11 protein-coding genes and 1 tRNA gene are annotated in these 12,830 nt (G+C 75.0%); 3 read left to right on the forward strand and 9 right to left on the reverse strand.

Annotation, left to right across the window (positions count from 1 at the left end):
* From GYH36_RS17460 to GYH36_RS17485, 6 genes are all read right to left on the reverse strand, one after another.
* On the reverse strand, positions 1-860 hold an 860-nt coding region (locus GYH36_RS17460), incomplete at its 3' end, for a GTPase (RefSeq protein ID WP_312028699.1).
* Positions 857-2,959: a dynamin family protein gene (locus GYH36_RS17465; RefSeq protein WP_162290506.1), complete on the reverse strand. Its 2,103-nt coding sequence runs from the start codon at positions 2,957-2,959 to the stop codon at positions 857-859. The genes GYH36_RS17465 and GYH36_RS17460, both read right to left, overlap by 4 nt.
* 185 nt (positions 2,960-3,144) lie before the next feature.
* Positions 3,145-4,827, reverse strand: a complete 1,683-nt coding sequence (ettA, locus tag GYH36_RS17470; RefSeq protein WP_024842184.1) for an energy-dependent translational throttle protein EttA — start codon at positions 4,825-4,827, stop codon at positions 3,145-3,147.
* Positions 4,828-4,962: 135 nt separating this feature from the next.
* A complete protein-coding gene (locus tag GYH36_RS17475) occupies positions 4,963-5,592 on the reverse strand; it encodes a single-stranded DNA-binding protein (protein ID WP_162290507.1) in 630 nt (209 codons plus the stop codon).
* Between the two features lie 44 nt (positions 5,593-5,636).
* Positions 5,637-7,223 carry a P-loop NTPase family protein gene (locus GYH36_RS17480; protein WP_162290508.1) on the reverse strand — a complete coding sequence of 529 codons (1,587 nt, stop codon included), beginning with the start codon at positions 7,221-7,223 and terminating at the stop codon, positions 5,637-5,639.
* Positions 7,220-8,902 (reverse strand): GTPase, encoded by a 1,683-nt coding sequence (locus tag GYH36_RS17485; RefSeq protein WP_162290509.1) that lies wholly within the window; start codon positions 8,900-8,902, stop codon positions 7,220-7,222. The genes GYH36_RS17480 and GYH36_RS17485 overlap by 4 nt, the downstream gene beginning before the upstream one ends.
* Positions 8,903-9,035: 133 nt before the next feature.
* On the opposite strand from GYH36_RS17485, the gene GYH36_RS17490 reads away from it, so the two are divergent.
* From GYH36_RS17490 to GYH36_RS17500, 3 genes are all read left to right on the forward strand, one after another.
* Positions 9,036-9,111, forward strand: a tRNA-Arg gene (locus GYH36_RS17490).
* Between the two features lie 299 nt (positions 9,112-9,410).
* Positions 9,411-10,295 (forward strand): hypothetical protein, encoded by an 885-nt coding sequence (locus tag GYH36_RS17495; protein WP_162290510.1) that lies wholly within the window; start codon positions 9,411-9,413, stop codon positions 10,293-10,295.
* Positions 10,296-10,321: 26 nt separating this feature from the next.
* Positions 10,322-11,161 carry a DUF2637 domain-containing protein gene (locus GYH36_RS17500; RefSeq protein ID WP_162290511.1) on the forward strand — a complete coding sequence of 280 codons (840 nt, stop codon included), beginning with the start codon at positions 10,322-10,324 and terminating at the stop codon, positions 11,159-11,161.
* Here GYH36_RS17500 and GYH36_RS17505 read toward each other — a convergent pair.
* The 3 genes from GYH36_RS17505 to GYH36_RS17515 all read right to left on the reverse strand — a co-directional run.
* Positions 11,158-11,358, reverse strand: a complete 201-nt coding sequence (locus GYH36_RS17505; protein ID WP_162290512.1) for a hypothetical protein — start codon at positions 11,356-11,358, stop codon at positions 11,158-11,160. The genes GYH36_RS17500 and GYH36_RS17505 overlap by 4 nt on opposite strands.
* A 19-nt stretch (positions 11,359-11,377) precedes the next feature.
* The gene (locus GYH36_RS17510; protein ID WP_162290513.1) at positions 11,378-11,728 is read right to left on the reverse strand and encodes a LapA family protein; all 351 of its coding nucleotides are present in this window, start codon (positions 11,726-11,728) and stop codon (positions 11,378-11,380) included.
* A 124-nt stretch (positions 11,729-11,852) separates the two neighbouring features.
* On the reverse strand, positions 11,853-12,830 hold a 978-nt coding region (locus GYH36_RS17515; protein WP_162290514.1), incomplete at its 5' end, for a fatty acid desaturase family protein.

Genomic DNA, 12,830 nt, shown 5'->3' on the forward strand with positions numbered 1-12,830 from the left:
CCGCGCACGTCGGCGGCGAGCCGGTCGTTCGCCGCCCGCCGCCGCGCCTCCGCGTCCGCGAGCAGACCGCGGAGGTCGTCGAGCCCCTGGCCCGTGCGCGCCGAGACGCCGAGCACGCGAGCGTCGCCCAGCCCGTCCTCGGCCGCGAGCCGCCGCAGGTCGGCGAGGCACGCGTCGGCGTCGGCGGGCGTGAGCCGGTCGACCTGGTTGAGCACGAGCACGACCACCGCGTCGTGGCCCGCGAGCGGGCGCAGGTACCGCTCGTGGAGCGCGGCGTCCGCGTACTTCTGCGGGTCGACGACCCACACGAGGAGGTCGGCACGCTCGACGAGCCGCTCGGCCCGGACGCGGTGCTCGACGACGACCGAGTCGTGGTCCGGGAGGTCGAGCAGCACGAGGCCGCTCGTCACCTCCCCCGCGCGGCGACCCCGCAGGAGGCCGCGCAGGCCCCCGGTGCGCGCGTCGCCCGGGTCGCCCGACGTGAGCGGCGTGCCCATGTCGTGCCGGCGGCGCACCTCCAGCCAGTCGAGGAGGGGGCCGACGCCGGACGCCGCGGGCACCCCGCCGCTCGCGGCGCTCGTCGCGCCCCAGACCGCGGCGAGGGGGTGCGACGTCGTAGGTCGCTGCACCCCGACCGTCGCGAGGTCCGCGCCCGCGAGCGCGTTGAAGACCGACGACTTGCCCGAGCCGGTCGCACCGGCGAGGGCGACGACGGTGTGGTCGGCCGAGAGCCCGGCGCGCTCGCGCACCCGGGCGACGACGGTTCGCGCGTCCGTGAGCAGGTCCGCGTCGAGGCGGCCCTCGCCCGCACGGACGGCGGTCTCGAGCGCGGCCGTGCGTGCCGCGAGGTCGATCGTCACGCGCGCTCACCCCCGAGGAGGCGGCGCCAGAACCCGGGGCGGCGAGTCTCCCGCGGGCCCTCGTCCGGGCCCTCGTCCGGGCTCGCGTCGTCGGGCTCGCCAGCCGCCGGTGCGCTCCACCCGGCGCCGCGCAGGAGTCGCGCCGCGTGGCGCCCGGCGGGCGTGCGGTCAGGAGCGCGGTCGGGGCCTCGCGCGGCGCGCTCGGCGCGCTCGGCGCGGGCGGCGGCCTCGACGCCGCGTGCCGCCTCGCGCACGGACCGCGCCGACTCGTCGGCGTCCGCGGTGCCGAGCGCGTCGAGCTGGGCGGTGTAGCGGCGGGCCTCGTCGTCGAGGACGGACCGGACGCGCTCGGCGAGGCGGTCGCGCGCGGTCCGCGTGAGGCGTCGCACGGCGTCGTCGCCGAACACGGCCTCGAGGAGCTTCTGCGCGAGGATCGCCGTCCCGCCCGCGATCCCGACCTCGGCGCCCGTGAGCCCCCCGGTCGACGCGAACACGACGACCATGAGACTCAGGCCGAGGCCGTTGATCCCGAAGGACAGCGCGCGCGCCGCGCCGCGCTTGCCCGCCCCCTGCTCCCGCACGAGCGCGAGGACGTCCGACTGCCAGCCGCGGATCTCGTCGGCCACGCGGGCACGCACGCCCGCGGAGGAGCGCGCGAGGTCGAGACCGTCGAGCAGGGCCGTGCCCGCCGGGTCGGCACGCCACCCGCCGTAAGCACGCTCCGCCGCCGCGTCCGTCGCGTCGAGTACCACCGCCTCCAGCCCGTGCGCGATCGCCTGCTCGACCTGCGGCGCCTGCGCCGGCCGGCCGCGGAAGAACGCCGCGAGCGCGTCCCGCACGCGCCCGACCCCCTGCTCGACGGACCGGAAGATCTCGCTCGTCCCCACGAAGTCCTGCCACCGCGCCAGCACCTCGCCGCGCAGCAGTGCACCGTCGCTCGTGGCGGCGTCCACGGTCGCGGCCGCCTCGTCGTACGCGCGCTCGACGACGCCCCGGAGCCGCGCGTCCGACGTCGCCTGCGCGTCGGCGGCGCCCGCGACGAGAACCGCGCGGCGGACGAGGTCGTCGACGACGCCGTCGCGCGTCGCGGTCGCGACCCGGTCGCGCGCGTCACCGTCGGCCCCGAGCGCGGAGAGCCACGACGCGACCTCGGCGACGGCGTGCTCGGGGAGGAAGCCGTCGACGAGGTCGGTCTCGCCCACGACGAAGAGCGGCGCCGCGTCGAGCGCGTTCTCGTCCATCATGCGGCGCAGGTCGTCGGCGACCGCCTCCGCCCCGGGGTCGACCCGGTCGAGCACGATCGCGACCTGCGCGCGGCGCTCGGCCGCACGGTGCAGCAGGTCCCACGGGACCGCGTCGGCGTACCGCGCAGCGGTCGTGACGAAGAGCCACAGGTCCGCGGCGGCGAGGAGCTGCGCGGCGAGCTCGCGGTTCGCCGTCTCGACGGAGTCGACGTCGGGCGCGTCGACGAGCGCGAGGCCCTGCGGCAGGGCGTCGCTCGCGACGAGCCGCAGCGTGCGCGTCGGGTCCGACGGCGTGGTCGGCTCCCCGGACCCAGGGCCGGTCACCGTGCCGCTCGTCGTGCCGGTCGCGGTGGCCGTGGAACGTGCGCCGTGCTCGCTCACGCGCGCGAGGCCCGGGAGCACGCGGTCGGTCGAGAACCAGCGCTCGTCGAGCGGGTGGTGGACGAGGACGGGTGCGCGCGTCGTGGGGCGCAGCACGCCGGGCGCCGACACGTGCTCGCCGAGCAGGGAGTTGACGAGCGTGGACTTCCCCGCGCCCGTGGACCCGCCGACGACGACGAGCAGCGGCGCCGCGTGCGAGCGCAGCCGCGGCAGCAGGTAGTCGTCGAGCTGGTGCACCGCGAGGCCGAGGTCCTCGCGCGCCGCGGCCGCGCCCGGGAGGTCCAGCGGCAGGCGAACGGCCGCGAGCCGGCTGCGGAGGATCTCGAGCGACTCGACGAGCCCGGCCGTCGCGGCGGCCCCCGCGGCCACCGCACCGCCGGGGCGGGGTCCGATGGTCGCGTCGGGTCCCTCGGCGTCCTGCGCCGACGCGCCGGGGCGGCCCGCGTCGTCTCCCAGGTCACCGGTGGCCGTCATGCGGCCAGTCTGCCGCAGCGCCGCTGGTCAGGCCCGAGGTGACACGGCGGGTCGTCCGATCGCCCCCGCGGGCGGACGCGTCCGGGCCGAGGTGGCACGGCGGGTCGTCCGATCGCCCCGCAGGCGGACGCGACGACGCCGGGCAGGGTGCGTCCCCGCCCGGCGTCGTGGGCCGCCCGGTCCGGTCAGTCGCGCGTGAGCTTACGGTACGTCACGCGGTGCGGGCGCGCGGCGTCGGCACCCAGGCGCTCGACCTTGTTCTCCTCGTACGACGCGAAGTTGCCCTCGAACCAGTACCAGTTCGCCGGGTTCTCCTCCGTGCCCTCGTACGCGAGGATGTGGGTCGCGACCCGGTCGAGGAACCACCGGTCGTGGGACACCACGACGGCGCAGCCGGGGAACTCGAGCAGCGCGTTCTCGAGCGAGCCGAGGGTCTCGACGTCGAGGTCGTTCGTCGGCTCGTCGAGCAGCAGGAGGTTGCCGCCCTGCTTGAGCGTGAGCGCGAGGTTGAGACGGTTGCGCTCACCACCGGACAGCACGCCCGCGGGCTTCTGCTGGTCCGGTCCCTTGAACCCGAACGACGCCACGTACGCGCGCGACGGGATCTCGACGTTGCCGACCTTGATGAAGTCGAGGCCGTCGGACACGACCTCCCACAACGTCTTCTTCGGGTCGATGCCGCCGCGCGACTGGTCGACGTAGGAGATCGACACCGTCTCGCCGACCTTGAGCTCGCCGCCGTCGAGCGGCTCGAGCCCGACGATCGTCTTGAACAGCGTCGTCTTGCCGACGCCGTTCGGGCCGATGACGCCGACGATGCCGTTGCGCGGCAGCGTGAAGCTCAGGCCGTCGATGAGCTGGCGGCCGTCGAAGCCCTTCTGGAGGTTCGTCGCCTCGAGGACCACGTTGCCCAGGCGCGGGCCCGGCGGGATCTGGATCTCCTCGAAGTCGAGCTTCCTCGTGCGCTCCGCCTCGGCGGCCATCTCCTCGTAGCGGGCGAGGCGCGCCTTCGACTTCGTCTGGCGGCCCTTCGCGTTCGAGCGGACCCACTCGAGCTCGTCCTTGAGGCGCTTGGCGAGCTTGGCGTCCTTCTTGCCCTGGACCTGCAGGCGCTCCTGCTTCTTCTCCAGGTACGTCGAGTAGTTGCCCTCGTACGGGTAGAGGCGGCCGCGGTCGACCTCGCAGATCCACTCCGCGACGTGGTCGAGGAAGTAGCGGTCGTGCGTGACGGCGAGGATCGCGCCGGGATACGTCGCGAGGTGCTGCTCGAGCCACAGCACGGACTCGGCGTCCAGGTGGTTCGTCGGCTCGTCGAGCAGCAGCAGGTCCGGCTTCTCGAGCAGGAGCTTGCACAGCGCGACGCGGCGGCGCTCACCACCGGAGAGCACGGACACGTCGGCGTCCGGCGGCGGGCAGCGCAGCGCGTCCATCGCCTGCTCGAGCTGGGAGTCGAGGTCCCACGCGTCGGCGGCGTCGATCGCCTCCTGGAGCGTGCCCATCTCCGCGAGGAGCGCGTCGAAGTCGGCGTCGGGCTCGGCCATGAGCGCGGAGATCTCGTCGAAGCGCTGCTTCTTGGCGAGGATGTCCGCGACCGCCTCCTGCACGTTGCCGAGGACCGTCTTCTCCTCGTTGAGCGGCGGCTCCTGGAGCAGGATGCCGACGCTGTAGCCCGGGGACAGGCGCGCCTCGCCGTTCGAGGGCGTGTCGAGGCCGGCCATGATCTTGAGGATCGTGGACTTCCCGGCGCCGTTGGGGCCCACGACGCCGATCTTGGCGCCGGGCAGGAAGTTCAGGGAGACGTCGTCGAGGATGACCTTGTCTCCGTGCGCCTTGCGCGCCTTGTACATGGAGTAGATGAACTCAGCCACAGCCTGTCGTTCCACCGTTTCGGTCGGGAGCGTTCGGGATTCGTCGACCACTCAGCCTACGCGGTCGAGCCGCCGGGACGCGTCCCGCGACGCGGTGTCCCGTCGCCGGACCCGCCCCGGGGGCGTCGCGCGCGCTCAGCCGGCCGTCGCTGCCGCGACCGCGGCGTCCGGTCCGGCGTCCGGTCCCGCGTCCGGTCCCAGGTCCGCGTCGGCCTGCGCCACGGACGTCCACGCGTCCCGGGGCGCGTGCCCGTCGTCGGTCTCCGAGCCGCCCGCGAGGTCGCGGACGGAGCCGTCCCGCGCGTCGTCGTCGGCGTTCGGCGCAGCCTCGTCGTGCTCGCGGCCCGCGTCCCCGTCCGGTGCACCCGTCCCGTCCTCCGACCGCCGCTCGACGTCGCGACGGTGCACGGTGCGCGCGAAGCGGGCCTCCCCGAGGGTGAGGTCGGGGCCGAGCGCCGTCGCCTCGACGACGAGGCTCGTGCGCGGGCCGAGAGGGCCCTCCCACTCGTCGAGCGAGAGCCGGCCCGTGACGACCACCGGGTCGCCCTTGTGCAGCGAGACCGCGACGTTGCGTGCCGTGGCCTTCCACACCTTGACCGTGAACCACAGCGTGCGGCCGTCGACCCACTCGCCACGCTCGCGGTCGAGGAATCGCCGCGTCTGCGCGATGCGGAAGCTCGTGAAGTCGTTCCCGGACTCCGAGCGGAACAGCGTGGGGGTCGTCGCGACGAAGCCGGACAGCGTGACCGTGACGTCACCGGGCATGGTGCCTCCTGGGGTCGACGGCCGGGCTGGTCCCGGCCACCGCCTCAGGGTGCGGCGAGCGCGGTGCCCCCGTCCGGCGTCGTGCCCTGCCCTGTGGACGCCGGCGCGCCACCCGGGGCTGTGGGTAGCCGTAGCGCCCCGGTGAGCGGCGCCGCGGGCGCCTTGTCTCGTGCGGACTGCGCGAGCTCGCGGACCTGCCGGTGGGTGTCGAGCAGCGCCTGCGTGGGCTTGCCCATCGCGTCCTGCACGACGCGCTCGATCGCGCCCCGCCCCGAGGCGAGGACCTGCTGCTCGCGCCGCCGCGCGAGCGCACGCCGCACCTGGAGCGCGACGAGGAACGCGATCACCGCACCCAGGACCGCCACGGCCGCGACGACCGCGCACACCGTCACGAGCGTGCGCCCGAGGTCGAGGACGCGCAGCGAGCCGAGCACCGCGAGGACGCCCGCGACGACCCCCACGGCCAGCGCCGTCCACGCCGCGCGGCGCGTCGGGCGCGCGGACGCCGGGCCGCGCGTGTCGAGCGGGATCTTCGCGAGCGCCGACCGCGTCGCCTCGGCGACCCGGTCCGCGGGCGCGACCGCCTCGTCGAGCGCCTTCTGCCACCCCGGACGCAGCGAGCGGCCCGCGCGAGCGAGCCAGCGCGAGCGGGACAGCGCGACGGCGTCGGGCTGCGGGGGCGAGAACTCGGGGCGCCCGTAGCCGTTGCGCACGGCCGCGCCGACCTGGCCCGCGACGGCGGCGAGGCCGGTCGCCTCGGCCAGCGCGCCGACCTCCTCCTCGACCGCGGTGCTCATGGTCCACGGCACGTCGCCCGGCAGCTGCTCCAGCAGGAGCGCGCCCGCCCGGTCGAGCTCGCCCGCGACCCGGCTCGCGGCGACGCTGCGCCGCGCGACCGCCTGCTCCAGCAGGGAGCGCAGCTCGCCCAGTCCCTCGCCCGTGCGCGCGGAGACGGTCGTGACGTAGACGCCGTCGAGCCCGTCCTCCTCGAGCAGGCGGCCCATGTCCTCCACGAGCGACGCCCGGCGCGCCTCGGGCACGGTGTCGATCTGGTTGAGCGCCACGACCATCGACCCCTCGAGCCCGGTCGACTTCTGCAGGTAGCCCGAGTGCAGCGCGTCGTCGGCGTACTTCTGCGGGTCCACGACCCACACGAGGAGGTCGACGAGCGGGAGCACCCGGTCCACGACGGCGCGGTGCGCCGGCTCGATCGAGTCGTGGTCCGGCAGGTCGAGGAGCACGAGACCGCCGAGCGCGGACTCGTCGTCCGCGTCGAGCTCGCCGTCGCGCGTGATCCGGCGCTCCGGGTCCACGTCGAGCCAGTCGAGCAGCGCCGTCGCGGCGTCGCTCCACGAGCAGGCCGTGACGCGCGCCGTCGTCGGGCGCTTGACCCCGACGTCCGCGAAGTCGAGGCGCGACACCCGGTTGAACAGGCTCGACTTGCCCGAGCCCGTGCCGCCCGCGAGCGCGACGACCGTGTGGTCGACGCCGAGCGCGAGGCGCTCGCGCACGCCGGCGATCGCGTCGCGCACCTGCGCCGCGACCACGGGGTCGAGGCGGTCACCCGCGAGGTCCACCGCGCGCGCGAGGTCGTCGGCCCGGGCGCGCAGCTGGGCGTCGTGGGACGTCACATGAGCCTCCTCAGCTCGGCGAGTCGGAGTCGGAGCCCGACGGCGGCGTCGGCCGCGAGAGCGGGGTCGTCGAGGGCCGTGAGCACGGGCTCGACCTCGCGCTCGACCATCGTCGCGGCACGCTCGGCGAGGTCGTCGCGCAGCGTTGCGAGCGCGTCCTCGCCCGTCGCGGCGAGGACGGTCCGCACGAGGCGGGCCGCGTCGTCGTTGCCGGCGGCGCCCGCGAGGAGCAGCGCGGCGAGACCGGTCTCCCCGAACGCCTTGACGGCCGCACGGGCGGCGTCGGCGGCCGTCGGCGCGGCGAGCTCCGCGACGACCTGCTCGGCGCGCCGGGACCACTGGAGCACCTGCGTCGTCGCGGAGGCCTCGCGCCGCGCGGCGGCGTCCTCCTCGAACGGCAGGACGTCGGAGGCGCCCGGGAGCGGGCGCTCGCCGTCGAGCGCGGCGCGCAGCGCCTCGTGGCCGAGCACGCCGTCGGCCGCGAGGGTGCGGCGCGCGGCCTCGCGCGTCTCCTCCAGCAGCGGGGCGAGCACCTGCTCGCGCGCGCGGCCGCGGCGCTTCGACGAGCGCACGACGCCGCCGCGCACCGTGACGCGGTCCACGCGCCCCGCGCCCGTGACCTGGGCCCAGCGCGCCTCGAGCGAGCCGCGCGCGACCGCGCCGTCCAGCACGGCCGCCCGGGCGGCGTCGCGCACGGGCGGGACCGCCCGCTCGGCCGCGGTCCGCAGCACGGCGGCCGCCTCGACCTGCTCCTCCACCGCGTCCGAGACGCCGGTGACCCACGCCGGGAGCGCGGAGAGCGACCCCTTGAGCGTGCGCGTGATGACGGCGCGCGAGCGGTCCGGGCCCGCGAGCATCGTCAGCCAGCGCGCGACGGGCGCCACGACCGAGCGGTCGAGCAGCCCCTCGTGCGGGCCGACGTCCGGCACGACGAACAGCGGCGTGCCGTCCATGCCGTGGTCGCGCAGACGCTGCAGCAGGTCCCCACGGATCGTCGTGAGCGTCTCGCGCGGCACGCGGTTGAGCACCATCGCGACGCTCGCGCCGCGCTCCTTCGCGCGCGACAGCGCCTGCCACGGCAGGGCGTCGCCGTACCGCGACGCCGTCGTGACGAACAGCCACAGGTCCGCCGCCTCGAGCAGCAGGCTCGCGGTGTCGCGGTTCTCCGACAGGAGCGAGTCGAGGTCCGGCGCGTCGAGCAGCCCCGTCCCGCGCGGCACGCCGTCGTGGTCGATGACGCGCGCCACGCGCGTCACGGGACCCTCGACGATCACGTCCGCGTCGAGCGGGTTGAACGCGAGCACCGGCTCGCGCGTCGTCGGGCGCAGCACGCCCGCCTGCGACACCTCCTCGCCGAGGAGGGAGTTGTACAGCGTCGACTTGCCCGCGCCCGTCGACCCCGCGATGACGACGATCGCCGGGGACGACAGCTCACGCAGCCGCGGCAGCAGGTGCTCGTCGAGCTGCGTGACGAGACGGCGGCGCGACGCCTCCGCCTCGTCGGCGCCGTCGATCGCGAGCGGGAGCTCGACGTCGGCGACGTCGCGGCGCAGGTCGCGCGCGACGTCGTAGACCGTGACGCCGAGCTCCTCGGTCGCCTGCGCGGGCCTCCACGAGCCCGGCGACCGGCCGGTCGCGGGGGCGCTCGCGTCGCTCGTGGCGGCGTCTGGAGTTCTCACTGGTTCATAGTGACCTCTGCCGGGGGCCCCGCCAAACGCACGCGCCGCGCGGTGGACAACCGCCCCACCTGCACGTCCGTCACCAGGCCCTCGACCTCCCGAGCACGCCCGCCTCCCACTACGATGGGCGCGCGCCTCGATAGCTCAATGGATAGAGCAACGGCCTTCTAATCCGTCGGTTGCAGGTTCGAGTCCTGCTCGGGGCACCACTCCTGACCTGCGAGAATACTTCTCCGGTCGAACTGTTGTTCGGCCCCACGTTGCACATGCGTTGCAACGCGCGCCACGGACGCACCTCCCCTTCTCCTTGCTGACGCCTCGCGTGGCACCGGCCACCGCGGGCTTCTTCGCCGACCCCGCGCGCGGGGCCCGGGGGCGTACAAGGCGCGCGCAATTCACCCGATCTGGGTCGTTCGCGACCCCATAGGCCCCCACCAACAGAACGGCCCCGGCCGGTGCTACGAACACCGGACGGGGCCTGACCACCACGAGGAACGGACCCTCAGAGATGGCTCTCGCCAACGCTACCAGCGCCCCCCTCCACCCCACGGGCCACGCGACGTCGCCCGCACGCCGACACGTGCACGCCTGGCGCGACGCCGTGTGGGCATCCGACCTCAGGGCAACGGACAAGCTCGTCGCCCTCGCCTACGCCGACCACGCCTCCACCGGCCCGCTGCGGGTGTGGGTCGCGGCCGAGCGCCTGCAGGCACGCACGAGCCTGGGCAGGACCGCCACGACGGCCGCCGTGCGGCGCCTGCGCGACGCCGGGTGGCTCACCCTCACCTCGACCGGCGTTCGTGGCTCCACGGCCCGCTACGCGCTCACGACGCCCGGCCCCGACGTCGTCGAGCACCAGGATCACGAGCCGCGAGCGCCGCGACAGGTGTCGGCTCGCGACGGACTCGTGTCGCCTCGCGACGAAAGGGTGTCGCGAGGCGTGCCGGATCCCGTGTCCCATCCCCTGCCCCATCCCCCCACCAGGTCGCTCGCCGTCGTCGACGAAGGCGAGGGCGAGCGGGACGCCCTGCTGGACGGGGTGGTGGAGGAAATCCGGTCACACCCCCTCGCCCGCGGCCTGGCGGCCACGGCGGCACGCAAGCACGCCCGCGAGCTGCGCGCCGCCGGGTGGACGCCCGACGACGTCGCCCGCGAGCTCGCCGCGCAGGACTTCACCGGTGCCCGCGGCCCGGGCCTGCTCCGCTACCGCCTCACCGCGCTGGCGCAGACCAGCCCGACGCCCCCGCCCGCACCTCGCACCGCTGCCCGCCCGACGACCGTCACGCGCGACCTGTTCGCCGAGGACGACGCCGCCCACGCGGCCGCTCCCCCGGACCCCGAGACCGTCGCCGCCGTCAAGGCGATCGCCTGGCGCGGTCGCACCGCCCGCTGACCACCACGCACGAGAGGACCACCGCCATGACCACCACGTCCCGCCCGACGACGTCCGCCCGGATCAACCCCGACAACCGCCTCGTTCTCGCAGGCCTGCTCGTCGTCCTCGTCGCGGTCGCCGCGGCGAGCTTCACGCTCAGCTTCACCGGCGTCTCCGCGGCCGCGCCGTGGGCCGCGATCCCCGACCGCCTCGCCTGGCTCGTGCCCGTCGCGCTCGAGATCGCCATGCTCGGCTACGTCGTCGCAGCGTTTCTCCGCACCCACCGCGGACAGAACGCGCGTCTCCCCTGGACGCTCGTCTGGGCCCTGACCACCGTCTCGTCCGCGATCAACGCCGCCCACGCCTGGGACGCCGGCCCCCAGGGCTGGCAGGGCACCGTCGGTGCCACCCTCGCCGCCGGGTTCCCGTTCATGACGCTCGCAGCCGCCCACGTCGTCGCCGGCGTCGCCCTCGGCCCGCTCACGGACACCACCCCGGCAAAGGACACGGACACGTACACCGAGACGGGGGCCGCGAGCGCCGGAGAGGCGGCCGTGCCCGACGTCGTCGGCAACGTCGCGCCGGTCGCGCTCGTCGTCCAGCGCGCACCCGAGCTGCGCGCGACGGACACCGAGGCGCCGGGCGCGCGGACAGACGGTGGACACCCGGACAGTGGACGGACACGGACGGCGCCGCGCGGACGCGTGTCCGAGCGCCTCGACGAGATCGACCGCCTCGCCCTGGCGACGGACCTGTCCGGGCGCGCGATCGCCGACCAGCTCGGACTCGGCCGCACGAGCGTCTGCGCCCGCGTGTCCGCGGTCCGGGCCGGACGGACGGACACCCGGACACCGGACGCGGACGTCGTCCTGCTCGCCGTCTAGGTATCAGATGCGGCGCGCTGGTTCCACACCGCGATCGCGGCGTCGAGGCGGGCGTGTGCGGCGACGTAGCGGACGAGATCTACGGGAGCGCCGTTGTCGACGACCGAGATGACGTCTTCCATCTCGCGTTGGGAGGCGTCGATCTCGCCGACCAGGTCGGTGGGACGGTGGGGCGGGGTTTCGCGATCGTCGGTCACAGAGTCGGATCTCCTCGACCTACTGGCGGTGTGCGAGGCGTCGGCGGAGCTGGTGGATGCGCAGGGTGCCGACGACGAGGGCGACGATCCCGACGCCGATGCCTGCGATGAGCAGGGCCAGGGCGAGCGGGACGGAGCCTTGCCAGCCGAGGAAGGAGACGATCACGAGCTGGGTGTTCTGGAGCATGAACACGATGAGTGCGACCAGGACGAGGGCGGCGACGCACAGGCCGACCCAGGTGGCTCCGGTGCGCGTGCGGGGGGTCCTGGTCGGGTTCCCGGAGGTGCGCGAGACGGGGTCTGGCCGCGTCACGCGCGCGGTCGCAGCGGGCTCGCCGTTGGTGGCGGAGCTGAGCGGGGTGGTGGCCATGGTGGCCTCCTTGCGGTTCCGGGCCCGCGCACCTCATATGGGGCACGTTCGCCGCGGATAGCCCGACCCTACGCCCTCAACCTGGGAACGAACCTGGGAGCGGCTGTACGCGCGGCCCGGTGTCCTAGCGGCCGAGGCTGGCGGCCAGGGGGCAGGAGAACGGATCGCGGGCGCGTCCGGGGACGTCGTTGAGGTACTGGACGACGATCCGGTAGGAGGTGAAGAACCCGACCTCGGTGTAGGTCACGCCGAGCTGGGAGCAGTACTCGCGCACGAGGGGCTGGACACGCTTGAGGTTCGGGCGCGGCATGCTCGGGAACAGGTGGTGCTCCACCTGGCGGTTGAGACCGCCCATGAAGAAGTCGACGACCGGGCCGCCGCGGATGTTGCGGGACATGAGGACCTGGCGGCGCAGGAAGTCGACGTCCGCGGTCGCCGGGACGATCGGCATGCCCTTGTGGTTCGGGGCGAACGCGCCGCCGAGCAGGATGCCGAAGATCGCGAGCTGCACGGCGAGGAACGCCGCCGCGAGGGTCGGGGGGAGCAGAAAGCCGAGCACCAGCAGGTAGAGGACGAGCCGCCCGAGCAGGACCGGGACCTCCACGCCACGGTGCGGAACGGGCCGACGGCCGAGCACCCGGCGCACGCTCGCGACGTGCAGGTTGAGGCCCTCCAGGGCGAGCAGGGGGAAGAAGTACCAGCCCTGCCGACGTGCCAGCCACCCTCGCCAGCCGTGACGGCTCGCGATGACGGCGGGCGTGAACGCGATCACGCCCGGTGAGATGTCAGGGTCGTGGCCCTCCTGGTTCGGGGCGGCGTGGTGGGCGTCGTGCTTCGTCGTCCACCAGGCGTGGCTGAGCCCGACGAGCGCGTTCGCAAGGATGCGAGCGGTCCAGTCGTTCCAGGCCCGCGACCGGAACACCTGCCGGTGGGAGCTGTCGTGGCCCAGGAACGCGAGCTGGGCGAGCACGAGAGCGAGCACCACGGCCAGCAGGAGCTGCCACCAGGAGTCACCCACCAGGACGATCCCCGCCCAGACGGCACCGAACGCTGCGACCGTCAGGACGAGCCGGGTCCAGTAGTAGCCGTACCGCCGACGCAG

This window comes from Cellulosimicrobium composti, from assembly GCF_010287905.1.
Taxonomy (GTDB): domain Bacteria; phylum Actinomycetota; class Actinomycetes; order Actinomycetales; family Cellulomonadaceae; genus Cellulosimicrobium; species Cellulosimicrobium composti.

Excerpts from the sequence above, each read along its gene's own strand:
- GYH36_RS17500 (WP_162290511.1), top strand. The coding sequence starts at position 10,322 with ATGACCACCACGTCCCGCCCGACGACGTCCGCCCGGATCAACCCCGAC.
- GYH36_RS17465 (WP_162290506.1), bottom strand. The coding sequence starts at position 2,959 with ATGACGGCCACCGGTGACCTGGGAGACGACGCGGGCCGCCCCGGCGCG.
- GYH36_RS17475 (WP_162290507.1), bottom strand. The coding sequence starts at position 5,592 with ATGCCCGGTGACGTCACGGTCACGCTGTCCGGCTTCGTCGCGACGACC.
- GYH36_RS17510 (WP_162290513.1), bottom strand. The coding sequence starts at position 11,728 with ATGGCCACCACCCCGCTCAGCTCCGCCACCAACGGCGAGCCCGCTGCG.
- GYH36_RS17495 (WP_162290510.1), top strand. The coding sequence starts at position 9,411 with ATGGCTCTCGCCAACGCTACCAGCGCCCCCCTCCACCCCACGGGCCAC.